The organism is Mesonia ostreae (genome assembly GCF_031845265.1).
Lineage (GTDB): Bacteria > Bacteroidota > Bacteroidia > Flavobacteriales > Flavobacteriaceae > Mesonia > Mesonia ostreae.
The window spans coordinates 227,667-251,578 of the sequence record NZ_JAVRBG010000001.1 but is presented as its reverse complement, the minus strand read 5'-3'; the positions used below and the strand labels follow the sequence as shown (position 1 = coordinate 251,578).

At 35.3% G+C, this 23,912-nt stretch carries 23 protein-coding genes; 13 read left to right on the top strand and 10 right to left on the bottom strand.

Annotated elements, in window-relative coordinates; all coding sequences use genetic code 11:
- Positions 1–55 precede the first annotated feature (55 nt).
- The 6 genes from RLT85_RS01255 to RLT85_RS01230 all read left to right on the top strand — a co-directional run bounded on the left by RLT85_RS01255 (position 56) and on the right by RLT85_RS01230 (position 4,961).
- On the top strand, positions 56–607 hold the full coding sequence (locus RLT85_RS01255) for a DUF1599 domain-containing protein (RefSeq protein WP_311400228.1): 552 nt from the start codon (positions 56–58) through the stop codon (positions 605–607).
- 6 nt (positions 608–613) lie between these two features.
- Positions 614–1,711, top strand: a complete 1,098-nt coding sequence (locus RLT85_RS01250) for a BT_3928 family protein (protein WP_311400227.1) — start codon at positions 614–616, stop codon at positions 1,709–1,711.
- A gap of 248 nt (positions 1,712–1,959) precedes the next feature.
- Positions 1,960–3,036: an ABC transporter permease gene (locus RLT85_RS01245; RefSeq protein WP_311400226.1), complete on the top strand. Its 1,077-nt coding sequence runs from the start codon at positions 1,960–1,962 to the stop codon at positions 3,034–3,036.
- A gap of 10 nt (positions 3,037–3,046) precedes the next feature.
- Complete coding sequence (tpiA, locus tag RLT85_RS01240; RefSeq protein WP_311400225.1) at positions 3,047–3,796, top strand: triose-phosphate isomerase; 750 nt, start codon at positions 3,047–3,049, stop codon at positions 3,794–3,796.
- 2 nt (positions 3,797–3,798) lie between these two features.
- Positions 3,799–4,632, top strand: coding sequence for a 50S ribosomal protein L11 methyltransferase (gene prmA / locus RLT85_RS01235; RefSeq protein ID WP_311400224.1), 834 nt, complete (start codon positions 3,799–3,801; stop codon positions 4,630–4,632).
- Positions 4,633–4,685: 53 nt separating this feature from the next.
- Entirely contained in the window at positions 4,686–4,961 is a 276-nt protein-coding gene (locus RLT85_RS01230; protein ID WP_311400223.1) for an ATP-dependent Clp protease adaptor ClpS, read from the top strand.
- 363 nt (positions 4,962–5,324) lie between these two features.
- On the opposite strand, the gene RLT85_RS01225 is transcribed toward RLT85_RS01230, so the two are convergent.
- The 6 genes from RLT85_RS01225 to RLT85_RS01200 all read right to left on the bottom strand — a co-directional run bounded on the left by RLT85_RS01225 (position 5,325) and on the right by RLT85_RS01200 (position 13,236).
- The gene (locus RLT85_RS01225) at positions 5,325–7,544 is read right to left on the bottom strand and encodes an NADP-dependent isocitrate dehydrogenase (protein WP_311400222.1); all 2,220 of its coding nucleotides are present in this window, start codon (positions 7,542–7,544) and stop codon (positions 5,325–5,327) included.
- A gap of 782 nt (positions 7,545–8,326) precedes the next feature.
- Positions 8,327–8,683, bottom strand: coding sequence for a 50S ribosomal protein L19 (gene rplS, locus RLT85_RS01220; protein WP_311400221.1), 357 nt, complete (start codon positions 8,681–8,683; stop codon positions 8,327–8,329).
- 114 nt (positions 8,684–8,797) lie between these two features.
- The gene (gene trmD / locus RLT85_RS01215) at positions 8,798–9,475 is read right to left on the bottom strand and encodes a tRNA (guanosine(37)-N1)-methyltransferase TrmD (protein ID WP_311400220.1); all 678 of its coding nucleotides are present in this window, start codon (positions 9,473–9,475) and stop codon (positions 8,798–8,800) included.
- Positions 9,476–9,490: 15 nt separating this feature from the next.
- Complete coding sequence (locus RLT85_RS01210) at positions 9,491–10,084, bottom strand: hypothetical protein (protein ID WP_311400219.1); 594 nt, start codon at positions 10,082–10,084, stop codon at positions 9,491–9,493.
- A gap of 163 nt (positions 10,085–10,247) precedes the next feature.
- Positions 10,248–11,693: a glyceraldehyde-3-phosphate dehydrogenase gene (locus tag RLT85_RS01205; RefSeq protein WP_311400218.1), complete on the bottom strand. Its 1,446-nt coding sequence runs from the start codon at positions 11,691–11,693 to the stop codon at positions 10,248–10,250.
- Between the two features lie 127 nt (positions 11,694–11,820).
- Entirely contained in the window at positions 11,821–13,236 is a 1,416-nt protein-coding gene (locus RLT85_RS01200; RefSeq protein ID WP_311400216.1) for a trypsin-like peptidase domain-containing protein, read from the bottom strand.
- Positions 13,237–13,361: 125 nt separating this feature from the next.
- Between RLT85_RS01200 and dapF the strand changes: the two genes are divergently transcribed.
- The 3 genes from dapF to mltG are packed head-to-tail and all read left to right on the top strand — an operon-like array spanning position 13,362 to position 15,701.
- On the top strand, positions 13,362–14,141 hold the full coding sequence (gene dapF / locus RLT85_RS01195) for a diaminopimelate epimerase (RefSeq protein ID WP_311400215.1): 780 nt from the start codon (positions 13,362–13,364) through the stop codon (positions 14,139–14,141).
- A complete protein-coding gene (locus tag RLT85_RS01190; protein WP_311400214.1) occupies positions 14,135–14,668 on the top strand; it encodes a GNAT family N-acetyltransferase in 534 nt (177 codons plus the stop codon). Before dapF ends, RLT85_RS01190 begins: the two co-directional genes overlap by 7 nt.
- Positions 14,658–15,701 (top strand): endolytic transglycosylase MltG, encoded by a 1,044-nt coding sequence (gene mltG / locus RLT85_RS01185; RefSeq protein WP_311400213.1) that lies wholly within the window; start codon positions 14,658–14,660, stop codon positions 15,699–15,701. The genes RLT85_RS01190 and mltG overlap by 11 nt, the downstream gene beginning before the upstream one ends.
- Positions 15,702–15,814: 113 nt before the next feature.
- Here the strand turns inward: mltG and RLT85_RS01180 are convergent, their stop codons facing one another.
- From RLT85_RS01180 to RLT85_RS01170, 3 genes are read right to left on the bottom strand one after another with little or no spacing between them, the layout of a single operon-like run.
- On the bottom strand, positions 15,815–16,198 hold the full coding sequence (locus tag RLT85_RS01180) for a DUF3037 domain-containing protein (protein ID WP_311400212.1): 384 nt from the start codon (positions 16,196–16,198) through the stop codon (positions 15,815–15,817).
- Positions 16,176–16,970 (bottom strand): HipA family kinase, encoded by a 795-nt coding sequence (locus RLT85_RS01175; RefSeq protein ID WP_311400211.1) that lies wholly within the window; start codon positions 16,968–16,970, stop codon positions 16,176–16,178. Before RLT85_RS01175 ends, RLT85_RS01180 begins: the two co-directional genes overlap by 23 nt.
- Before the next feature lie 45 nt (positions 16,971–17,015).
- Entirely contained in the window at positions 17,016–18,578 is a 1,563-nt protein-coding gene (locus RLT85_RS01170; RefSeq protein WP_311400384.1) for an ABC transporter substrate-binding protein, read from the bottom strand.
- Between the two features lie 259 nt (positions 18,579–18,837).
- Here RLT85_RS01170 and mtaB point away from each other — a divergent pair, with 259 nt between their 5' ends.
- Positions 18,838–20,172 (top strand): tRNA (N(6)-L-threonylcarbamoyladenosine(37)-C(2))-methylthiotransferase MtaB, encoded by a 1,335-nt coding sequence (gene mtaB, locus RLT85_RS01165; RefSeq protein ID WP_311400383.1) that lies wholly within the window; start codon positions 18,838–18,840, stop codon positions 20,170–20,172.
- Here mtaB and RLT85_RS01160 read toward each other — a convergent pair.
- A complete protein-coding gene (locus RLT85_RS01160; RefSeq protein ID WP_311400210.1) occupies positions 20,169–20,468 on the bottom strand; it encodes a GNAT family protein in 300 nt (99 codons plus the stop codon). The two genes, mtaB and RLT85_RS01160, sit on opposite strands and share 4 nt — an antisense overlap.
- A 158-nt stretch (positions 20,469–20,626) precedes the next feature.
- Between RLT85_RS01160 and RLT85_RS01155 the strand changes: the two genes are divergently transcribed.
- The 3 genes from RLT85_RS01155 to cls all read left to right on the top strand — a co-directional run bounded on the left by RLT85_RS01155 (position 20,627) and on the right by cls (position 23,848).
- Positions 20,627–21,340, top strand: a complete 714-nt coding sequence (locus RLT85_RS01155; RefSeq protein ID WP_311400209.1) for an alpha/beta hydrolase — start codon at positions 20,627–20,629, stop codon at positions 21,338–21,340.
- Between the two features lie 96 nt (positions 21,341–21,436).
- Positions 21,437–22,393: a lytic transglycosylase domain-containing protein gene (locus RLT85_RS01150; RefSeq protein ID WP_311400207.1), complete on the top strand. Its 957-nt coding sequence runs from the start codon at positions 21,437–21,439 to the stop codon at positions 22,391–22,393.
- Positions 22,394–23,848: a cardiolipin synthase gene (gene cls, locus RLT85_RS01145; protein ID WP_311400206.1), complete on the top strand. Its 1,455-nt coding sequence runs from the start codon at positions 22,394–22,396 to the stop codon at positions 23,846–23,848.
- Positions 23,849–23,912: the final 64 nt, after the last annotated feature.

Here is a 23,912-nt window from a genome sequence, read left to right as displayed (position 1 = left end):
TAACTTTGAATAGTTGAAATATTTCTCCGAAATTTACGCAAAATACGGCGTTTTCATGCAAAATACTTCTTTACAATATGATTCGGTGGTTTCTAAGTGCCGAGAATTATTTCAACATAAAATGAATGATTATGGTAGCGCATGGCGAATCTTACGCTTACCATCACTAACCGATCAAATTTTTATTAAAGCGCAACGCATAAGAGGTTTGCAGCAAAATGCCGAACAAAAAGTAGAGGAGGGAGAAATTTCTGAATTTATAGGCATCATCAATTATTGCATTATGGCACTGATTCAGCAAGAAAACGGAGTAGCAGATCAACCCGATTTTTCAACAGAAAAAGCCTTGAAGCATTACGATAAGCAAATTAAAATTACCAAGCAATTGATGGAAAATAAAAATCATGATTACGGAGAAGCATGGCGAGAAATGCGCGTGAGCTCTTTAACCGATTTGATTTTGCAAAAATTACTGCGCGTAAAACAAATAGAAAATAACCAAGGAAGAACCAGTGTAAGCGAAGGTATTGATGCCAACTACCAAGACATGGTAAATTATGCTGTTTTTTCTCTCATTCTTCTTAACTTCCACGAATCTTTAAAATAATTTATTATGAAAGTAATTGTAGGTTTTGCCAGAATTTTTGTCGGCATTTTATTTATCATCAGTGGCTTTGTAAAACTCAATGATCCTGTTGGTTTTTCTTATAAATTACAAGAATATTTTAGTCCGGGTGTACTAGACATTCCATTTTTGGTTCCTTTCGCTCTACCATTGGCTATATTTTTAGTGATTGTAGAATTGCTGCTGGGACTCACGCTTATTTTAGGCTATTTGAAGAACATAACGCGATGGAGTTTACTATTAATGATTCTCTTTTTTACGTTTCTCACTTTCTACTCGGCGTATTTTAATAAAGTGACAGATTGTGGCTGTTTTGGAGATGCGTTGCCTTTAACACCTTGGGAATCTTTTTCTAAAGATGTGGTGCTAACCATCTTAATCTTAATCGTCTTTTTTAATCAAAAATATATAAGGCCTATATTTAATCCTAGCTCTCATAAATGGATTTTCTTCTTGGCGTTTATTGGCTGTTTAGGTTTTGCCTATTATGTGTTAATGCATTTGCCTGCCATAGATTTTAGAGCCTATAAAGTGGGGGTAAATATATCTGAAGGAATGAAAATGCCAAAGGATGCAAAACAAGCCGTTTATGATTATAATTGGAAATTTAATATAGATGGAGAAGAAAAAATAATCACAACGCAAGGAAGTTACCCATCTATAGACGGAGAGTTTATTGAGGTAAATACCGAAGTTGTGGAAGAAGGTTATGTGCCACCAATTCATGATTTCTCCTTGCAGCAAGATGGAGAAGACTTTACGGAAGAAATTCTAAGTGAACAAAAAGTCTTGATGGTGTCTGCTTATAATTTAGCTAAAAGTGAAAAAGCTGGGTGGAGCGCTATTAAAAATAAAATAAACGAGGCTCATAAAAAGGGCTATCATGTAGTTGGTTTATCGGCTTCTGGACCTAATGAAATTGCTAAAATTAAAGATATCTACGGAATAGAAATCGACTTCTATTTTGCTGATGAAACCGCGATAAAGACAATTGTACGTTCCAATCCTGGTTTGGTAACCTTAGAAGAAGGAACTATTATGCAAAAACTCCATTGGAACGATGCCGAAGATTTAAATTTGAAGTAATCTCGTGTGGGTAAAATCAAAAGTAATGCTAAGCTGCGTATGTATTAGTTTAATCATATTTGCAGTTTTATGGTATTCCTTTTCAAGCCTTATTGAGATTAATTATGCGAAAGTATGGTTCTTACTGTTGAGTATGATTTCTTACTTACTTTCACCCATATATAAAATCATTAGAAATAACTCTGAGAAGAAAATTAAGGTCAATTGGTGGATTATTTCTAAGCACTTATACTTTTAAAAAAGAGATTTTGCTAAAATATATTTTAAATAAAATAGGTTATGCTTTACTCACGCTGTTTGGCGTGGTGAGTATTATCTTTTTTCTGTTTACCGTGTTGCCAGGAGATCCTGCGCAAATGATGTTGGGACAAAATGAGAGTGAAGAGCAATTGCAGGCGGTACGTGCCAAGTATGGTTTTGATCAGCCTATTCCTATTCAGTATATGTATTATTTAAATGATTTATCTCCGCTTTCCTTTCATTCCGTAAAGCAAGAAGATTATACTTATTTGGACGAGGATAAGTATAATGCGGTTAGTTTATTTATCATTGGAGAAACCTCGGTAGCCTTAAAAACGCCTTATTTAAGAGAATCTTTTCAGAAGAACGGAAAAAAAGTATCCTCGGTAATTGCCGAAACTTTGCCCAATACCTTTGTGTTGGCATTTTCTGCGATTACTATTGCTTTGCTCATCGGAATTTTCTTCGGAATAATTTCTGCCCTTCAAAAAGATACATGGCTCGATAAAGGCATTCAGATTTTAAGTACCGTTGGGATGAGTGTTCCATCCTTTTTTAGTGCCATACTTTTCGCATGGTTTTTTGCTTATGTGCTGGGAGAATACACACATTTAAACACCACCGGAAGCTTATACGAACTAGACGACTTTGGAGAAAAAAATCATTTGGTGCTTAAAAATCTGATTCTCCCAGCCATTGTTTTGGGGATTCGACCTCTGGCGGTGGTAATCCAGTTGATGAGAAATTCGCTGTTAGAAGTTTTACAACAAGATTACATAAGAACGGCGAAGGCCAAAGGATTGTCTATGCCGAATATCATAAGAAGACATGCGTTAAAAAATGCATTAAATCCTGTGATTACCGCAATTTCGGGTTGGTTTGCATCGATGCTAGCAGGAGCGGTTTTTGTAGAATATATTTTTGGCTGGAATGGCCTAGGAAAAGAAATTGTAAATGCGCTAAATACTTTAGACTTGCCTGTAATTATGGGAGCGGTATTAATTATTGCGCTTATGTTTATACTTATTAATATTTTTGTAGATATTATTTATGGTTGGTTAGATCCAAAAATCGCCAACACTTAAAATAAAAATTATGAGAGACCAAATTGTTGCAGGAAACTGGAAAATGAATTGTGATGTGCAAGAGATGAAAACCTTGTTAAACGATTTAAAAAAGCAAGACTTTAAAGAAAATGTAAAAGTGATGGTAGCGCCATCGTACACCAATCTTTACCCTGCGAAAGAATTATTAGAAGACAGCCACATAGAAGTGGCGGCTCAAAATATGCATGAAGCAGAAAACGGAGCGTTTACCGGAGAAGTTTCGGCAAAAATGCTGACTAGCTTAGGCTTAAAAACGGTAATCTTAGGACACAGCGAACGCAGAAGTATTTATAAAGAAAGCCACGAGTTGTTGGCAGCCAAAGTAAAAACGGCTTTAGCTAACGGATTGCATATCATTTTTTGCATAGGGGAGGAGTTGGAAGCTAGAAAGAGTGATAAGCACGTAGAAGTAGTTAAAAAGCAATTAACCGATAGCGTTTTTGAATTAGCTGAGAGCGAATGGGATAAAATTACTCTTGCCTATGAACCCGTTTGGGCAATAGGAACGGGAGAAACTGCTAGTCCGCAGCAAGCACAAGATATGCACGCCGAGATTAGAAAAATGATTGCCAATACGTATTCTTCCGCTGTAGCGGAAAAGGTTTCCATCTTATACGGCGGAAGCGTGAAACCCAACAATGCACAAGAGATTTTTGCGATGAAAGATGTAGATGGCGGACTCATTGGTGGAGCAGCTCTTAAAGCGCAAGATTTCACACAAATCATTAATTCATTTTAAGTATGACTCCTGTATATATAGGTTATTTTTTTAAGATAGAACCGCTTCAGCCGGCTTCTGATATTTTAATCGCAGAATTGGGAGAAATCGGTTTTGATAGTTTTGTAGAAACCGAAGATGGAATTGAAGCCTACATTATTAAAGACAATCACGAGGAAGCATTAGTGAAAGAAATTGACATTTTAGAAAATGACAATTTTAAAATTAGTTACAAGCTTCAAGAGTTTGAGCAAGTGAATTGGAATGAAGAGTGGGAAAATAATTTTTCTCCCATTATGGTAGATAATATTTGCCAAGTAAGAGCGCCTTTTCACCCTAAGAAAGACACCAAATACGATATTGTAATTGAACCTAAAATGTCTTTTGGAACAGGTCATCATGCTACGACGCATATGATGATTCAGCATATTTTAAAAGATGATATGCGCCACAAAAGCGTATTGGATATGGGCTGCGGAACTGGAATTTTAGCGATTCTCGCTGCAATGAAAGGTGCAGAGCCTGTAGAAGCAATTGATATAGACAATTGGTGTTACCTAAATACATTAGAGAATGTGGAACGCAATAACTGTAAAACTATTAAAGTAGAAGAAGGAGATGCCGCATTGTTAATGGAAAGAACTTACGACATGATTATCGCTAATATTAACCGTAATATTTTACTAAATGATCTACCCACTTACGCCAATTGCTTAACGGAAAATGGCGAAATTTATCTAAGCGGATTCTACGAAGAAGACTTAGAAATTATTACCGATAAATGTAAAGACCTAGGTTTAAATTTTGACAATCATTTGGTTCGAGAAAACTGGACCGCAGCAAAATTTGTTAAATAATTGATGAAGTAGCTAAATAGCTTTATTTTTGTAAAGTAGAAAAATGGAATAGAATGAGTGTACAAGAAGATGTTTTAGAAGAAGTAGAGATTAAAGAAAAAGTAAATAAGCAAAATGAAATTGTTGTATTTAACGATGAGGTAAATACATTTGATCACGTTATCGATATGCTAATTGCAACATGTGATCACGACCCGTTACAAGCAGAACAATGTACTATGCTTATTCACTATAAAGGAAAATGTGCTGTAAAAACGGGTGATTATGATGATTTAAAACCCCGATGCAGCCAGCTTTTAGATGCAGGAATTAGTGCAGAAATACATTAGCTTTCTTAGTTTTCGCTAATAAATATAAAAAAGAGGTTGTCTAAAAAGTCAATTTCTGTCAACCTGAACTTGATTCAGGTTCTCATACTATTTTGTGTACCAGTATGATGAGATTCTGAAATAAATTCAGAATGACAGTTTTCAAAACTTTTTAGACAGCTTCTTTTTGGTTTTATAGAGTAAATAGATTACTTGTTTTTATATAGATTTTTATGCCTAAAATTAGTTTTTGTCACGTTGAGCCTTTCGACTATCGCTCAAGACAGGCTTTAGTCGAAAGGTTAAACAAAAGCGTCTCGACTCCCCTCGACATGACATTGAAACTATTTTTTTAATTATATTGCACACTAAATGGATTTACAATTACTTATTAATAATCTTATTTAAAGTTTTACTCGCTCTCATTTCATCATAAACAAGTTTTTCTTCTGGTTTATAATATCCTTTAATATTTACGGGGCTTCCTTGTGCATCAATTAATTCAGAAAGAATTTTTTCTTGATGTTCTTTCATCACTTTCTCAATTTCAGCAAATTCAGCTTTAAGATCGGCGTCTTTATCTTGATTTGCTAAAGCTTCGGCCCAATACATCGCTAAGAAGAAATGACTTCCGCGGTTATCTATCTCGTTTACTTTTCTAGACGGGGATTTGTCATTGGCTAAAAATTTATCTGTAGCATCATCTAGGGTTTCAGATAGAACTAGCGCTTTTTTATTATTGTATTTTTTCCCTAAATGTTCTAAGGAAACCGCTAAAGCTAAAAACTCTCCCAGAGAATCCCATCTTAAATGACCTTCTTCTAAGAATTGCTGAACGTGTTTTGGAGCAGAACCTCCTGCACCCGTTTCAAAAAGTCCGCCGCCATTCATTAAAGGAACAATGGATAACATTTTTGCACTGGTACCTAATTCTAAAATTGGGAACAAATCTGTTAAGTAATCTCTTAATACGTTTCCTGTCACAGAAATGGTATTTTTTCCTTCTTTCACACGTTTTAAAGTGTATGTAGTCGCTTCTTCAACAGACATGATTTGAATGTCTAAACCTTCAGTATCGTGATCTTTAAGGTACAAGTTTACCTTTTTGATTAATTCTGCATCGTGCGCTCTGTCTTTATCTAACCAAAATATGGTTGGCCATTGCGTATCTTTTGCTCTGTTTACAGCAAGTTTTACCCAATCTTGAATAGGTGCATCTTTTACTTGACACATTCTCCAAATATCACCTTGCTCTACTTCATGTTCTAAAATGGTTTGACCGTCTTTAATCACTTTAACGACCCCATCAGATTGAATTTCAAATGTTTTATCGTGAGAACCATATTCTTCGGCTTTTTGAGCCATTAATCCAACATTAGGAACGGTTCCCATAGTGGTAGGATCGAAAGCTCCATGTTCAATACAAAAGTCGATTGTTGCTTGGTAAAGAGGTGCGTAGCTAGAGTCTGGAATTACAGCTTTAGTGTCTTGTGTTTTTCCATCGGTATTCCACATTTGTCCAGAAGTTCTGATCATTGCTGGCATAGAGGCATCAATAATTACATCACTTGGAACGTGTAGGTTAGTGATTCCTTTATCAGAATCTACCATGGCTAGAGAAGGACGCTTAGAATATTCTGCTTCAATAGCAGCGTTCACTTCTTTTTGCTGATTTTCGGGTAAGCTGTTAATGGCTAATAAGACATCACCAAAACCACTTGTTGTATCTGCTCCAGCTTCTTCTAATTCTTTTCCGAATTTATCAAAAACATCTTTAAAAAATACTTGTACTGCGTGACTAAAGATAATAGGATCTGAAACCTTCATCATCGTAGCTTTCATATGAAGCGAGAATAAAACGCCTTGCTTTTTAGCATCTTCCACCTGCGCTGTTAAGAAATCTAGCAATGCTTTTTTGCTCATCACAGAAGCATCAATAATCTCTTTTTCTAGAAGTTCTGTTTTGGCTTTTAAAATACTAACATCCCCATTCTTATCTGTATGTTCTATACTTACATTTCCTGCTTTCTCAATCGTTAGAGATTTTTCGGTATGACAAAAATCACCGTGTGTCATCGTAGAAACGTGCGTCTTAGAATCCTTGCTCCAAGCTCCCATTCTATGCGGATTCTTTTTAGCGTAATTCTTTACCGCTTTGGGTGCACGACGGTCTGAGTTTCCCTCACGAAGAACAGGATTTACGGCACTACCTTTAATTTTATTGTATTTGGCTTTTACATCTTCCTCGTGAGCATTATTTGGCTCATCTGGATAGTTTGGAAGTTTGTAGCCTTTTTCTTGTAATTCTTTTATGGCAGCTTTTAATTGCGGTACAGAGGCACTAATATTAGGTAATTTAATAATATTAGCTTCTGGTTTTTTTGCTAATTCTCCTAATTCTTGCAAGGCATTTGGTACACGTTGATCGCTAGTTAACACTTCTGGAAATAGAGCTAATATTCTACCAGCTAAAGAAATATCTTTGGTTTCTACATCGATGCCAGAAGATTTGGTGAACGATTCTATGATGGGTAATAAAGAATGCGTTGCTAAAAATGGAGCTTCATCGGTTTTGGTATATATAATTTTGGATTGGTTTGCCATAGTTCATTTTTATGTTACTAATTAATATTTAAAAAGAATAGAAGATAGAAATCTACTACTCTAATTTCACAAATATAAGGAATTAGCCTCCAGGTTGAAAGTGTTAAACTATTAGAATATTGTTAATTATTATTAGTCTGTTAAAGCTTTAAAAATGGCAAACAGCATATGCTAAATTAGTTTTTAAATTTCGTAAATAAAGCTAAGTTGTTTTTTCGTTATAGGACACTGCGATTTGTCCGAATAGTCTAAGCTAGGGAATGTATGAGCAACCCGTCCGACTGGCACGGGTGGGAAAATATTCCCGAAACTTCGGGAGGAGAATGAACGAGTTTTCATGCGACATTACTTTGCTATTTTAGCAGTAGTGATGGAAGTGAAAGAGAAAGTAGTTAAATAATTATACATTCCTTTTTTTATTTATCCGCTTTCATTTCTCAAAGTAGTTTTTGTCACCTTGAGCGCCAGCCTGAAAGAATTCATTCTGGCGGGGAGTTGAAAAGTTAAACAAAAGCGTCTCGACTCCGCTCGATACAACATTAGAACTATTATTTGATTATATTGGAGACTAAACGGATACGCAGTTCTTTTTTTAGGCTAGGCTAATCATTCTGAAAGTAACTATTATTTAAAAATTAAATTATAGTTTTCTAGGTGGTTCCAGTTAAGTCTAGCTTCTATAATCTAAAAGCGGAGCGATCGAACATCTAAGTTGGACACGATGAATTGTTAATAAAAAAGTCTTCCGTAGAGGAAGACTTTTTAATGATTAGAATTGGAGGTTACTTCTTTAAGCGACGCTCTTTAATTCTTGCTTTTTTACCAGTAAGTTCTCTAAAGTAGTAAATTCTAGCTCTACGAACTTTACCTCTTTTATTAATTTCTACTTTTTGAAGAGCAGGTAAATTCATTGGGAAAATACGTTCTACACCAACAGTTCCACTCATTTTACGAATTGTAAACGTTTGTGCTGTTCCTGTTCCTTTCTTTTGAATAACCACTCCTCTAAAAAACTGCGTACGCGTTTTTTGTCCCTCTGCAATTTCATAGTATACTGTAATAGTATCTCCTGCTGCAAATTTTGGGAATTCTTTCTTAGTAACGAATTCGTCTTGTACAAATTGGATTAACGATTCCATAATTTTTTATAGTATTTAAGTAAAACTAAAACAACATTCGCGATTATCGCCAGAGGTTGATCTAGAAGCGAGTGCAAAAATAATATTTATTTTTAATTCAACAAGCTTATCTATTTAATCTTTTAATAAATCGGGTCTTTTCTCTTGTGTTCTTTGGTAGGCTTGTTCTTCTCTCCAAGCTTCAATTTTCCCAAAATTACCACTAGTTAGCACTTCTGGAACTCTCCAGCCTTTGTACTCGGCAGGTCTAGTATAAATAGGTGGTGCCAACAAATCATCCTGAAAAGAATCTGTTAAGGCAGAGGTTTCGTTCCCTAACACACCTGGAATTAATCGAATCACCGCATCACAAACTATGGCAGCCCCCAACTCTCCGCCACTTAGTACATAATCGCCTACTGAAATTTCTTTGGTAATAAAGTGATCACGCACGCGTTGGTCTACTCCCTTATAATGTCCGCAAAGCAAAATAATATTTCCTTTTAAAGAAAGTTGATTGGCTATACTTTGGTTGAGCGTTTCTCCATCTGGAGTCATATAAATGACCTCATCGTAATCGCGTTGCGATTTTAAATGAGAAATGCATTTATCAATAGGTTCTACCATCATCACCATACCTGCACCTCCACCAAATTGATAATCATCAATTTGCTTGTAATTATCGGTTACATAATCTCTTAAATTATGCAAATGCACTTCTACCAAACCTTTTTCTATAGCTCTTTTTAAGATAGAAGCTTCAAAAGGACTTTTAAGAATATCTGGGACAACCGTGATGATATCTATTCGCATGCTTAAGACCTGTTTTTAGCTTTTATTAGCTTGTTTATTTTTCTCGTCTTGAAGCATTCTTCCTAGTTTCTGTTGTTTTTCCAGCGACATTTTACGAAATTCCTCAAAATCAGCTTCATTTTCTGCTAAGTTTTTTCTTGCTTCTTTAGTAAGTACATTACTATTCTTAAATTTATAGATAAAGAACAAAAGAATAAGCACAAGAGTTAAAATAATCACCCACATGGTAGTTTGGTAGGTTCCTTTATTGGTGGCAACTCCCAAAAATTGAATGTCATCTTTTTCTTGTGTAATGTTAGCCAAATCTTCATTAGTTTCGTCTAACTTCTGCTGAAGCTTAGCGATTTCTTTTCTTTGGTTTTGAATCGTATCACTGGAAGCTTTAATGGTTTTATTTAAACCTTCAAGTTCTTGTACGGTGTTTTTTTGAAGCTGATTAAGTTTAAACTGCTTAACAACTTTATATTCTTGATAGTTGTTGGCGTCCTCAATCATCTCTGTAAACTGTGCGTTTATGGAGTTATCTTTTTCTTGTGAATCTTCTTCTTGAGCGAAAACACTTCCGCAAAGAAATAGAACAAGAAAGAAGCTAAAAAACGATTTTTTCATTTCAGGTATTTTATAGTTTGTAAGCACAACGTCTTAAAATTATTACTTATTGTATATAAGTTGAGTTCAATTTTAAAGCGGCAAAGATACTAATTTATGCTTTCTTTTTTCTAATAAAAAAACCTACTGCGAAAACAGTAGGTTCTAGTACGTTATATGTCTATTAATAATAAGTGAATCTTCTTACTTTGGCAATATATTTTGCCAACCTAATAACTTGGTGGCTATAACCGTATTCGTTATCGTACCAAATGTATAAGATAATGTTTTTACCATCTTCGGTCACGATTGTAGCATTACTGTCATAAATTGATGGCGCCGAACAACCCACAATATCTGAAGAAACCAATTCGTTATCTATAGAATATTTAATTTGCTCTACTAAATCTCCCTCCAAAGCATATTTCTTTAAGATGTCGTTTAACTTGTCTAAAGTAACCGCTTTTTTAATGTTTAAGTTTAAAATAGCTAAAGAACCGTTAGGAACTGGAACACGAATAGCATTAGAGGTTAATTTCCCTTCTAATACAGGTAGTGCTTTGGCAACTGCTTTTCCTGCACCCGTCTCTGTAATTACCATATTTAATGCGGCTGCACGACCTCGTCTGTATTTATTGTGCATATTGTCTACCAAGTTTTGATCGTTGGTGTAAGCGTGTATGGTTTCTAAATGACCGTGCTCTACTCCTAAAGAATCTTCAATGGCTTTTAAAACTGGCGTAATCGCATTGGTGGTACAAGAAGCGGCAGAGAAGATAGAAACCTCATCTGGATTGTGCTCTTTGTGATTAACGCCGTGTACGATATTAGGAACTCCTTTTCCTGGAGCAGTTAGTAAAACCTTGCTAGCTCCTTTGGTTAAGTGTCTTTTTAAAGCTTCATCATCTCTAAAAGCACCTGTATTATCAATCACTAAAGCATCGTTGATGCCATACTCTGTATAATCAATATCTTCGGGCTGGTTGGCAGAAATAATATGAACCGTAGTCCCATTAATAATTAAAGCACTTTTTTCTACGGAATAAGAAACGGTTCCTAAAAAATCTCCGTGAACCGAATCACTTCGTAAGAGAGATGCTCTTTTTTCTAAAACAGTTTCGTCGATTTTTCCTCTTAGAACGATAGCTCTTAAACGAAGCTGACTTCCTTTGCCCATTTTAGACATGAGTTCCCGAGCCAATAGCCTTCCAATTCTACCAAAACCATATAAAACTACATCTTTTGGTTCTATATCTTCGTAGTTTTTGGCTTCTCCCAATTTCCCGTTTACAAAAGCAGTCGCATTGTTGTATTTGTCTGCTTCTTTTTGGTACTCATAAGTTAGTTTTCCGATATCCAATTTTGCTGGCGGAAGGTCAATGGTTTTAATAGCCTCAGCAATTTCAACCGAGTCAAATATCGAAACTGGTTTTTCTACAAATTCTCCTGCATATTCGTGCAGGTTTAGAATTTCGCTAACGCTTTTATCAATCAATTGATTTTTGAAAAGAACAAGCTCTATCGCTTTATCATACCATAAATCATTTACGGTTTTAATAAATTCTACCGTAGCTTTCCTTCTATCTGCTTGAAAAGCAAGTTCCTTTTCGTATTTCTCGTTTTGACTCATTTTATGTTGTGTTAAGATTTAAGGTCGTGCAAAAATAATTATTTAAACCATATTCATAGGCTAAAAAGCAAAAATCCTCTCACGTATTTGTAAGAGAGGATTTTAAAAATTTTTTCTGATAAGATTTCTACCTAAAAATATAGCTTTCTTCTTGCCCTCGTTTGTTCATAAATGTAAGTTTAGTCACTTGATTTTGCGGAATGTTTTTGAGAATTTCTTTAACGTCTTCTACATCGCTTACCTTTTGATCGTTAACTTTGGTAATGATAAATTCGTTTACTGCAATATCAATTTGATCAGATAATGGTCGGTAAATTTTCACCCCACCAGTAGAATTAAATTGACTTAAGAAAGATTCTCCCGCATTGGTAATTTCTATTCCCGCCGCTTCAATGACAAAGGTTTCAAATTTGGTAAGTTTTACTTTGGTGATTTTTTCGCTTCCGTTGCGTAAATAATTGATTTGCACTTCGTCATTAGGCCGTTTAGTTTGAATGTAAGAAGTTAAATCTTCTAATTTTCTAATTCTAATACCGTCTATATTAGTAATAAGATCTCCTTCTTTTAGTCCCGCTTTTTTCGCGCCGTCTTCTGTAGAATTAATATAAACTCCTTGAGAAATAGAAAGTTTGTATTGCTTGGCAGCTTCAGGATTCAAAGTACCGCCTGTAATTCCTAAAATAGCTTGCTGAACGTCTCCGTACTCTAAAATATCCTCTATTATTTTTCTAGCATTATTGCTGGGAACGGCAAAACCATAACCAATATAACTACCCGTTTGTGAGGTGATGGCTGTATTTATTCCAATAAGTTCACCATTAATATTTACCAAAGCTCCGCCACTATTTCCAGGATTTATCGCAGCATCGGTTTGTATAAAAGATTGCATACGTTGATCTCCTCTGCTCAAATCACGACCTTTCGCGCTCACGATTCCAGCAGTTACAGTAGAAGTAAGATTAAAAGGATTTCCTACGGCCAAAACCCACTCTCCTAATTTTATTTGATCGCTATCCCCAAAAGGAAGATAATCCAATTGGTCTGCGTTTATTTTTATCAACGCAATATCGGCGCGTTCATCGGTTCCAATAATTTTTGCTTTGTACGTAAGGTTATTATTTAAGGTGACTTCAATTTCTGAAGCGCCTTTAATTACATGGTTGTTAGTTACAATATATCCGTCTTCCGTAATAATTACTCCAGAGCCTGCTCCCTGAATCGCACGCTGAGTAGGGCTGCTTCTTTTTCCGCTTCGCATATATTCCATATATTCAGCAATGCTGCCAGGACTTCTTCCTATGGCTACATTTTTTACGTGGACTACTGCATGCACCGTTTCTTCAGCAGCCTTTGTAAAATCGGCATCTTTACTGCTAAAGTTTTTGCTGTAATTAGAATTAGAAACATAGTTAATAGGGGAGGTTTTTTCTTGAGAAGAGGTGGTAATTTGTACGCCATCTTCTTCCAAAAACATTTTGTAAGCGCCCAAAGTAATCGCTCCACCTAGAACTGATACTATGACTAGCGTCCATATTTTTTTCATAATCGTTTCGCTTTTTAAATATTAAAATTAACTAAATCAATTTCTATTCCTTCTTTGGTTAACGTCACTTTAACGTCTTTTTCTATGCTAGGAAATTGTATCTTTGCATTTTACTAAACGAAGAAATGACATTAAAATTTTATAAATACCAAGGAACCGGAAATGATTTTATCATGATTGATAATCGGGATCATAGTTTCAAAAATGATACCAAACGCATCGCTTTTTTGTGTGACCGTAAATTTGGTATTGGAGCAGACGGACTCATACTTCTAGAAGCTTCTGAAGATCCTGAGGATGATTTTAAAATGGTATATTTTAATTCTGACGGAAATGAAAGCACCATGTGTGGAAATGGCGGAAGATGTCTCGTGAAATTTGCTCAGTTCTTAGGTGTCATTAAAGAAAAAGCCACTTTTACGGCGATAGATGGGAAACATTCTGCTCGTATTGAAGAGCATTTGGTAAGCTTGCAAATGCAAGATGTTTTGAAGGTGGAGAAAGTAAATGATGCTTATTTTTTAGATACGGGCTCTCCTCATCATGTGAGTTTTATGGAAAATGTAGATCAGCTGAATATTAAAGAAACCGGAGCAAAAATCCGTTACAGCGAAGACTATAAAAAAGAAGGTGTGAATGTAAATTTCGTAAGCCCTCAAGAGGATTATTTGCAAGTGAGAACTTACGAAAGAGGCGTGGAAGATGAAACTTTGTCTTGTGGAACAGGCGTAACTGCCGTGGCGATCGCTGCGCACAAAGCAAAACTAATTCAAAATGATAAAGTTGCCATCGTCGCTCAAGGCGGAAGTCTTTCCGTTAGCTTTGACGAAGAGAATGGAAATTATAAAAATGTATGGCTTACGGGGCCGGCTCAATTTGTTTTTGAAGGCAGTATTCTATGTTAACATTAAAAGGAAAATTAGTATATTTAAGAGCTTTAGAGCCAGAAGATTTGCTTTTTTTGGAAGAAGTAGAAAATGATGAAAGTTTGTGGAAAGTAAGCGAAACGCAAGTTCCTTTCTCTAAATTTATACTTAGAAAGTATTTAGAAAGTAGCCATTTAGATATTTATGAAACCAAGCAATTACGTTTGGCTATTATTTCTCAAGAAACTCAAAAACCTTTGGGGTTTATAGATATTTTTGATTTTGATCCTGCTCATCGCAGAGCAGGAGTAGGCATTGTAATTGCCTCGTCTAAAATGAGACAAAAAGGTTTTGCTTTAGAAAGTTTAAAATTGCTGACGAATTATGCGATTACTCATCTAAAATTACACCAACTTTACGCCAATATTCCAGAGGATAATATGCCAAGTAGGAAGCTTTTTAAAAAAGCTGAATTTGTGCAAGTAGGAACAAAAAAAGATTGGATGCTTGTAGATGGCACCTATAAAAATGAAATCTTATACCAATTAATTAAGCATGTATATTAAAAAAATATTAGTAATAATCGTTATTTTAGGAGTGGTAGTGATCGCTATTTTTAGTTATTTTATTTATAACACCATCTTTTCTCCCAATACTCAATTTTCTGAGCAAGAAGCCTCAGTATATGTGTCTAGTGAGGATTCTTACCAAGACGTTTTAGAAGAATTAAAACCTTTGGTAAAAGATTTAAGTGATTTTGATCAGGTGGCAAAGCGAAAAGGATATGTTTCTCATTTAAAAGCAGGAAGATTTATTCTTAAAAAAGGAATGAATAATAATGAGATCATCAATACGCTTAGAAGTAAAAATGAACCGGTTTCTGTGATTTTTAATAACCAAGAGCGCTTAGAGAATTTGGCAGGAAGAGTGGCGCAACAAATAGAACCCGACAGTCTAAGTTTACTCACCGTAATGCAAGATGCTACTTTTTTAAAGGAAAACGATTTTTCGGCAGAGACTGCACTTTCTATGTACATTCCCAACCAATATGAATTGTATTGGAACACTTCCGCAGAAGCGTTTAGAGCAAGAATGCTTAAAGAATATCATCGCTTTTGGAATACTTCTCGTTTAGAGCAAGCCAAAAAAATAAATCTGAATCCTAAGGAAGTAAGCGTAGTCGCTTCTATTGTGCAAAAGGAAACTGCCAAAGTAGATGAAAGAAAAAGAGTGGCGGGAGTTTATATGAACCGACACAAAAATGGTTGGAAATTAGACGCTGACCCAACGGTAATCTATGCTGTTAAAAAAGCAAACAATGATTTTGATACCGTAATTAAACGTGTTTTATACAAAGATTTAGAGATAGAATCCCCTTATAACACCTATAGAAACAGAGAGTTACCGCCTGGGCCTATTGCGATGCCAGATATTTCATCCATCGATGCGGTGCTGCAAAACGAAAACCACGATTACTTTTATTTTGTGGCAAATCCAGAAAATCCTGGTTATCATAAGTTCGCCAAGACGTTAAGGCAGCACAATAATAACCGCCAAGATTATGTGCGCTGGATCAACAAAATGGGAATTAAAAGATAGTTTTTTTATATGGGCGTTACCCTAGCGGGTCGGGCTTTACACTACAATCTTTTTCTTTCAAAAAGAAAGAAAAAGGATTTCCATTGCAATCCCTAACGCAAAAAATACTGATGTTATAATACCAATTCGTTGAAAAGACATTGCACCGTTTCGGGGAGAGAATCGCTAAAGCCAGGATGTGTTTTGGAGGTTTGTATCACAGAGCTACGAGTCGCGGTAAGCCATCTAAAACGCGAAGCCATATCCATTTCGGCAATACGACCAGCCTCTTTTTGACCTAAACTTATCGCTCTAAAAGCTTCTAAGTTTTTTTTGATTTGCTCTAGATCTAGATCAGGACAAAATGCGTTTAGTTTTTGAGGATTTAAATGATAGCGCATATCAATAAACTTGCTTTGTTTAGCATATAAGATAATCCCAACATTAAAGAACTCCTCACGTTCTACTTTGGGTACAATCCTAACGATGGTATATTCATATAAGTGTTTCCCTTGCATGCTGTGCTTCTTTTAAAAATAAATTAGAATAGGTTAAGCGGGTCGTTAAAAACTTATAGTAAACGTTCCTAATCTCTTCTGAGGTTTCTGGAGTACCTTCCCAAGTTAACCATTCTTTAGGGATTAGGTTGACAATCTTCTGCAATACATCTGGACTCAGTAATTGCTTTAATTTATGATCTGCTTCGGCTAAAAGACTGGCTTGAGGCAATAAAACGTGATCTTTAATATAAGGAAAAACGCTTTGAGCGCTCTTCTCCCAATTGGTCCAAGAATGATGAAAATATAAGGCGGCACCGTGATCTATAAGCCAAACCTCCTTATTCCAAATAAGCATATTGGTGTTTCTAAACGTACGATCTATGTTAGTGATAAATGCATCTAGCCATACAATCTCTGAGGCTAGTTGGGCATCTACTGTAGTGACTACAGGATCAAAATTGATGGCGCCCGTTAAAAAGTGTAAGCCTAAATTTAAACCCTGACTTCCTTTTAATAAATCCTGAATTTCTTCATCGGCTTCGGTTCTTCCAAAAGCTTCGTCTAGATGTGCATAGACCAATTCTGGAACTTTAAAACCTAATTTTCTTGCAATTTCGCCGCCAATCAATTCGGCAATCAAAGCTTTTACACCGTGACCAGCACCTTTAAATTTAATCACATATTTAAATCCGTCATCGGCATCAGCTACCGCGGGCAGCGATCCTCCTTCCCGTAAAGGCGTGATGTAGCGCGTAACATTTACGTTTCTCAATTCTATACGACGACTCATTTCAGGTAATTTTTTTGTAAAGATACGTAGAGAAATTTAGGATTCTCACTCCTTCAATTTTTTTACCCGTTTTAAATCTAATAAATTGATGGGATTAATTCCTAGACCTTCCACATCATTTTGCGTAAACCGAATTACTTCATCATAATACAAAGGAACTACTGCTGCTTGAGTCATCATAATAGAGTCCATTTGCTGATAAAGCGGAATCCTTTGTTCCAAGTTTCCCAATTCTAAAGCTTGGCGGTAGATTTCGTCGTAAGTTTCAGAAGAAAAGTGAGTGTAGTTAGGACCTTGCGGAGAAAAATTTTCACTATAAAATAAGGAAAGGTAGTTTTCTGCGTCGGGGTAATCGGCGATCCAACTGGCACGAAAAGCAGCTAATTTTCCTGCCGAGCGTTGTTGACGTAAAGTGGAAGGAGGCATCACATCGATTTCTACTTGCAAACCTACTTTTTGTAACTCCCGCTGAATGTATTCGCACAAATCTAAATATGAAGCATTGGTGCTAATGCTTATTTTAGGATGTTGTTCTCCTGTCTCTTTTTTAAATGCCTCGATAAGTGCCTTCGCTTTCTGCGGATTGTATTCGTAATACGTAGAATCTAAAAATCCAGGCAAGCCTTTGGGGATAAATCCTGAAGTAGCTGGAGTGCCAATTCCGTTTCTTAAATAAGTGATCATCGTATTTCTGTCAAAACCATAATTGATAGCCTGACGCAACTTTTGAGAATTTAACTCCGCAGAAGGGTAATCTAGATAGAGCCCTAAATATTCGGTGTTTAAATAAGGCGCGCGTAACATTTGAATGCGCTGTTGATACTTGGGTTGTAATTCTCCTTTTGCATTTAATAATTCATCTTTATAGGAAGGATCTAATCCGCTAAGAAAATCTATTTTTCCTTGAGCAAATTGTAAAAATTCACTTTGCTTGTCGGGTAAAAAAGTAATGGCAACAGCTTCGAGGTAAGGAAGCGCCTTGCCATTTTTATCTTTTTCAAAATAAAGATCATTTTTTCTAAAGACTAATTTTTCATTGGCTTCCCAGCGTTTAAAATGAAAAGGTCCCGTGCCAATAGGATTTTTTCTAAAATCGAGTTCTTCCATTTCCGTAGGAATAATGCTGGCATATTTCATAGAAAGTAAACCTAAAAAAGCAGGAAATGCTTGATTTAATTCGACGACAAGCGTGGAGTCATTTTTGGCAGAAATGTTTTTTACTTGTTGCATAACCCAACTTCCGGGAGAAGCAATTTTAGAATCGGTTAAGCGCTCAAGACTATATACCACATCTTTAGCAGTTACTTTCCTCGTTTTTTTGGTTCCGAAAATTTGGTGTTCATGAAAATAAACATCTTTTCTTAAATGAAAAGTGTAGGTTTTTGCATCCTTAGAAACCTCCCAAGATTTAGCAATATCAGGTTGCGTATTGAGTTCGTCATCTAACTGAATTAAACTATTGTAGAGTTGGTTACAAGCCCAAATATTACGCTGGTCTTTGGCAAAAACAGGATCTAGAGAAGTAATGTTGGCGTGCTCATTATACCTAAAAACCAAATGGTCTTTTTTGGCAGTTGAGGTATTTTCACAAGAGGTGAAAAGCATCATTAGAAATAATAAGGCTAAATAGTTGGTTTTTATGAAGCAAGCAATTCTATTCAATTTGAGTATAAAAATTTAAGGTCGTATATTTGCACGCATTTTTAAAGTAATTCAGAAGTTGGTATGTAAACCAAAGATGAAGACTCCTTTGATAAATGTTTGAAAGGAAGTTTGAACTCTTTCCGTTTGGCGGAAAAATTTCCTTTACATTTTAGGATTTTACTTTAAAAGCAATATTACTAAAAGATTACGAAAGAGCTTTATGATGCACGAAAATAAAAAAGTGGCTTTTTACACCTTAGGTTGTAAATTAAATTTTTCTGAAACTTCTACGATTTCCAGAACTTTTAAAAATGAAGGTTTTTCTAAAGTAGAATTTACAGAGAGGGCAGATATTTATGTGATCAATACGTGTAGCGTTACCGAAAATGCCGATAAGCGTTTTAAAACCATCGTAAAGCAAGCTCAAAAAGTAAATGCCGATGCCTTTGTAGTAGCTATTGGATGTTATGCCCAATTAAAGCCAGAAGAATTAGCAGATGTAGACGGCGTAGATTTAGTACTCGGCGCTACCGAAAAGTTTAAAATCACCGATTACCTGAACGATCTTACTAAAAACGACATGGGAGAAGTGCATTCCTGTGAAATTGATGAAGCCGACTTTTATGTGGGTTCTTACAGTATTGGAGATCGTACGCGTGCCTTTTTAAAGGTGCAAGACGGCTGTGATTATAAATGTACCTATTGTACTATTCCGTTGGCCAGAGGTATTTCTAGAAGTGACACTTTAGAGAATGTGCTTCAAAATGCTAAAGAAATCTCTGAGCAAAATATTAAAGAAATTGTGCTCACCGGTGTAAATATTGGAGATTATGGAAAAGGAGAGTTTGGCAACAAACGCCACGAACATACATTTTTAGATTTGGTAAAAGCTCTAGATGAGGTGGAGGGAATTGAAAGATTGCGTATTTCTTCTATTGAGCCTAATTTGTTAAAAAATGAAACTATAGATTTTGTAGCGCAAAGCAATGCGTTTGTGCCGCATTTTCATATTCCGTTGCAAAGCGGAAGCGATGAATTACTCAAAAAGATGAAACGTCGTTATATGAGCGGTTTGTACGTAGATCGCGTAACGCAAATTAAGCGCGTGATGCCAAATGCTTGTATTGGGGTAGACGTGATTGTTGGCTTTCCGGGAGAAACAGATGAATTTTTTTTAGAAACCTATAACTTCTTAAACGAGCTCGATATTTCATACTTGCACGTTTTCACCTATTCTGAAAGAGATAATACGCCTGCAGCCGAAATGGAAAATGCTGTTCCGCTTAAAGTGAGAAAGAAGAGAAGCAAAATGTTGCGAGGTCTTTCCGCTAAAAAACGTCGGGCATTTTATGAAAGTCAGCTAGGAAATACCTTAGAAGTACTTTTTGAAGGTGAAAATAAGGAAGGGTATATTCACGGCTTTACGGAAAACTACGTAAAAGTAAAAATGCCTTGGGATCCATCTTATGTAAATACCTTGTATCAAGTTACCTTAACGGAAATTGATGAAGATGGATTGGTACGTTTTGAGTTTGCTAAAGAAAAAGTGATGGCTTAAATATTCATTCCAATAGGAAGCAAATCTGAATATTTAGATTTGTTGGCTCTAAAAAACTTAACCACCTCTTTACTGGTAGGTACAACTCGAATGCGGCTCGCTTCTTCTATATGGTCAAAAACGGCCGTTAAAAATTTTTCTAGAGTACCGTTTTCTCTTTTTTCGTCAGAAATCTGTATTTTAGATAAGAAAATTTTTCTTTCTTGTTTGGAATATTCGAGGGTGATTAACTCTTCTTCCACGAGGCTTTCAAACTGTCGTAAAAATTCATTGTCTTTAACTTCGATGGTTTCCATAATAGGTAAATTAGGTTCTATATTGAAATGGGGTGAAGTAAAAATAAAATTGATTTAGTTTTAACCTTTTATTTGTGGTAAAACCGAATTTATCAAATATTTTTACCTGTAAATTTACTCTATATTTTTATCGTTTTAGTGTAAACCCGTGTTAAAAGATGAACCAAGATAAGTTGATTCACGTTTATTTTATGCCTGGAATGGCGGCGAATCCAAGTATATTTGAGCATATAAAACTACCCGAAAATCAATTTAAGATGCATTGGTTAGAATGGAAGATTCCCATTCTTAAGGAAAGTTTAAAAGAGTATACGACCAGAATGTTAGCAGACGTCCATCATGAAAATCCTGTTTTGATTGGAGTTTCTTTTGGCGGAGTTATTGTACAGGAGATGAGTAAGCAAATCCGCGTAAAGCGATTAATTTTAATTTCTACGGTAAAGAATAAATTTGAATTGCCAACATCTATGCGTTTTGCTAAGAAAACAGCACTTTACAAAATTTTACCTACAAGTTTAGTGGATAAGATAGAAGGTTTAGAAAAATTGCCGGTAGGAAATTATTTAACCAAAAGAGCACAATTGTACCAGCAATATTTATCTGTAAGTGACCAAACTTATATAGATTGGGCTTTAGAGCAAATGTTGTTTTGGGATCAAGAAGATACTTTGCCTAATGTGATTCATATTCACGGAGATAAGGATATCATTTTTCCGCATAAGAATATAAAAGATTGTATCACGATTAAAAATGGAACTCACATTATGGTGGTAGATAGATTTAGGTGGTTTAATGAGCATTTACCCGAACTTATTTTGGAAGGTAAAATGAAGAAGAAGAAAGTAGAAAAAGAGTCGGTAAAACCGAAATAAAGTTAGACTGTAAAAAAATAATCATAAAGGAAAATTTGAACTAAAATTTGGTAAAATAGCAGTTGAGAATCTTCCAAGAGCATATAAAAATACGCAATGAAAGCAATAAAAAATATAGTTACCATTATAGGCGCGGTTACCGTTGCAGGAGTAGGAGTGCAAGCCATAAGTTCTTTTACACAACTTCCTGCTCCCCAAGAGTACATCTTACAACAAAAAGATCCTGAAAAGGCAGTAAAAGATTATAACATCTATGCTTTAGCTATTCCTGAGAATTTGAATTTTGCAGGTGAAAAAGTGCCAACAGAAAACCCAGATATTAAAGAACGTATGGATAGAGAATTGTTGGTAAATACCTACTGGCAATCTAACGGTTTGCTTTTAATTAAAAGGGCAGAAAAGTACTTTCCTATCATAGAGCCAATTTTAAAGAAACACGGTATTCCAGATGATTTTAAATATTTAGCAGTAGCAGAAAGCGGACTTACACAAATTGTTTCTCCAGCAGGCGCAACCGGATTTTGGCAGATTATGAAATCTACTGCGAAAGAACACGGCTTAGAAGTAAATGAAAACGTAGATGAACGCTACCATATTCAAAAATCTACAGAAGCCGCTTGTAAATATTTATTAGAGTCTAAAGCTAAGTTTGGAAGTTGGACTTTGGCAGCTGCGGCTTATAATGCTGGTAACTATGGGATTACGCGTCAACAAGATCGCCAATATGTGCACGATTACTACGATCTACTTTTAAACAGCGAAACTGGAAGATATGTTTTTAGAATTTTAGCCTTGAAAACAATATTGAGTGATCCAGGAAATTATGGATTTAACTTTACGGAAGATGATTTGTATGAACCCATTCAGGTAAATCAGGTAAAAGTGGATACTGCGGTAAGCGATTTTGGTAAGTTTGCGAAAGAATTTGGAATCAATTATAAAATTTTAAAAATTCATAATCCTTGGTTAAGAGAAGCTCATCTTAATAATGCATCTAGGAAGGCATATCAAATTGAGATTCCAGAAAAGGGCACGTATACTTATAAGCCTTAGATGCTAGAGTTTATTCAGAATCATGTTTTTTTTAGTCTGCTTATCCTCAATTATGTGATAGCAATTGGTACGGCGTTTTTTATTATTTTAAATAATAGAAATCCCATCACCACGGTATCCTATATTTTATCGCTTATCGTACTCCCTTTTGTAGGTTTACTGATTTATTTTTTCTTCGGACAAGAATATAGAAAAGATAAGATGTTTAAACGTCGCAAAGTGTTTAACGATAAAAGAGTAAAGAGATGGGAAAAGAAGCTTTTACTAGGAGAGCAAAAACTAGAAAAATATGAAGATAGTTTTTTAAATAGCCATGTGAATATTGTCAAACTTCTTCAAAATAACCAAAAGAAACCGCTCACTTTTGGAAATGATGTAAAAATACTTCTCAATGGAGAGAAAAAATTTGAATCTCTTTTTAACGATTTAAAACAAGCCAAAGACCATATTCATCTGGAGTATTATATTTTTAATTCAGATAGTATTGGGCTTCAATTGATAAAAATTTTATGTAAAAAGGCTCAAGAAGGCATTAGGGTAAGAGTAATTTATGATTATGTAGGAAGTATTCTTAACGGAAAACAAGTAAAGCGAATGCAATCTGCTGGAATTGAGATTTTTCCCTTTATGCCGGTTTGGTTTCCTAATTTAACTCGAAAATTAAATTATAGAGATCATCGAAAAATTGCGATTATCGATGGCACTTTAGGTTACGTGGGCGGAGTTAATATTTCTGATGATTACGTAAACCCTTGTAAAAAGGGATATTGGAGAGATACGCACCTTCGCATAGAGGGTAATGCGATAAAGTCTTTACAATCGCATTTTTTACTGAATTGGAATTTTGTTTCCAACCAAGAAATAAAAATCATCGATCGCTTTTTTCCGAAGATGGAAAACTCAGGAGAAGTAGCAGTGCAGATTGCAGCTAGTGGACCAGATTCTAATTGGCCACACATTATGGAGGCAATATTTACCGCAATAAATTCTGCCAATAAAAGTATTCATATTACCACTCCGTATTTTATACCTAATGATCAAATTTTAACCGCTTTAAAAACTGCTAGTAGGAGAGGTGTAGAGGTAAAACTTTTGATTCCCAAAAAAGGAGATTCTTGGGCGGCAAAATATGCGACAAACTCGTACATATTAGATATTTTAGAATCAGATATTAAAGTGTATCATTATTGTAAGGGAATGATTCACGCCAAATCTATGGTGGTTGATGGAGAGTTTACTACTGTGGGAACTTCTAATATGGATTATCGAAGTTTTGAAATTAATTTTGAGGTAAATGCTTTAATTTATAATGCAGAAATTAGCCAAAAGATGATTTCTATATATGAAAAGGATATAGAAGAATGTGAATCTGTAGATATGGATACTTGGAAGGAAAGAGGAATTAGGATGCGTTTAAAAGAATCTTTTTGTAGACTTTGGGCTCCTTTATTATAGAATTGGACTGTAGTTTAAAAAAGTATTAAAATTATAATAAGCTTTTATTTTCCCGTAGGAGAAA

Excerpts from the sequence above, each read along its gene's own strand:
- cls (WP_311400206.1), top strand. The coding sequence starts at position 22,394 with ATGCTAGAGTTTATTCAGAATCATGTTTTTTTTAGTCTGCTTATCCTC.
- rplS (WP_311400221.1), bottom strand. The coding sequence starts at position 8,683 with ATGGAATCGTTAATCCAATTTGTACAAGACGAATTCGTTACTAAGAAA.
- RLT85_RS01170 (WP_311400384.1), bottom strand. The coding sequence starts at position 18,578 with ATGATGCTTTTCACCTCTTGTGAAAATACCTCAACTGCCAAAAAAGAC.
- RLT85_RS01180 (WP_311400212.1), bottom strand. The coding sequence starts at position 16,198 with ATGCAAGGGAAACACTTATATGAATATACCATCGTTAGGATTGTACCC.
- RLT85_RS01190 (WP_311400214.1), top strand. The coding sequence starts at position 14,135 with ATGTTAACATTAAAAGGAAAATTAGTATATTTAAGAGCTTTAGAGCCA.
- RLT85_RS01200 (WP_311400216.1), bottom strand. The coding sequence starts at position 13,236 with ATGAAAAAAATATGGACGCTAGTCATAGTATCAGTTCTAGGTGGAGCG.
- trmD (WP_311400220.1), bottom strand. The coding sequence starts at position 9,475 with ATGCGAATAGATATCATCACGGTTGTCCCAGATATTCTTAAAAGTCCT.
- RLT85_RS01210 (WP_311400219.1), bottom strand. The coding sequence starts at position 10,084 with ATGAAAAAATCGTTTTTTAGCTTCTTTCTTGTTCTATTTCTTTGCGGA.
- RLT85_RS01160 (WP_311400210.1), bottom strand. The coding sequence starts at position 20,468 with ATGGAAACCATCGAAGTTAAAGACAATGAATTTTTACGACAGTTTGAA.
- prmA (WP_311400224.1), top strand. The coding sequence starts at position 3,799 with ATGACTCCTGTATATATAGGTTATTTTTTTAAGATAGAACCGCTTCAG.
- mltG (WP_311400213.1), top strand. The coding sequence starts at position 14,658 with ATGTATATTAAAAAAATATTAGTAATAATCGTTATTTTAGGAGTGGTA.
- tpiA (WP_311400225.1), top strand. The coding sequence starts at position 3,047 with ATGAGAGACCAAATTGTTGCAGGAAACTGGAAAATGAATTGTGATGTG.
- RLT85_RS01255 (WP_311400228.1), top strand. The coding sequence starts at position 56 with ATGCAAAATACTTCTTTACAATATGATTCGGTGGTTTCTAAGTGCCGA.
- RLT85_RS01175 (WP_311400211.1), bottom strand. The coding sequence starts at position 16,970 with ATGAGTCGTCGTATAGAATTGAGAAACGTAAATGTTACGCGCTACATC.
- RLT85_RS01205 (WP_311400218.1), bottom strand. The coding sequence starts at position 11,693 with ATGAGTCAAAACGAGAAATACGAAAAGGAACTTGCTTTTCAAGCAGAT.
- dapF (WP_311400215.1), top strand. The coding sequence starts at position 13,362 with ATGACATTAAAATTTTATAAATACCAAGGAACCGGAAATGATTTTATC.
- RLT85_RS01230 (WP_311400223.1), top strand. The coding sequence starts at position 4,686 with ATGAGTGTACAAGAAGATGTTTTAGAAGAAGTAGAGATTAAAGAAAAA.
- RLT85_RS01155 (WP_311400209.1), top strand. The coding sequence starts at position 20,627 with ATGAACCAAGATAAGTTGATTCACGTTTATTTTATGCCTGGAATGGCG.
- mtaB (WP_311400383.1), top strand. The coding sequence starts at position 18,838 with ATGCACGAAAATAAAAAAGTGGCTTTTTACACCTTAGGTTGTAAATTA.
- RLT85_RS01150 (WP_311400207.1), top strand. The coding sequence starts at position 21,437 with ATGAAAGCAATAAAAAATATAGTTACCATTATAGGCGCGGTTACCGTT.
- RLT85_RS01225 (WP_311400222.1), bottom strand. The coding sequence starts at position 7,544 with ATGGCAAACCAATCCAAAATTATATATACCAAAACCGATGAAGCTCCA.
- RLT85_RS01250 (WP_311400227.1), top strand. The coding sequence starts at position 614 with ATGAAAGTAATTGTAGGTTTTGCCAGAATTTTTGTCGGCATTTTATTT.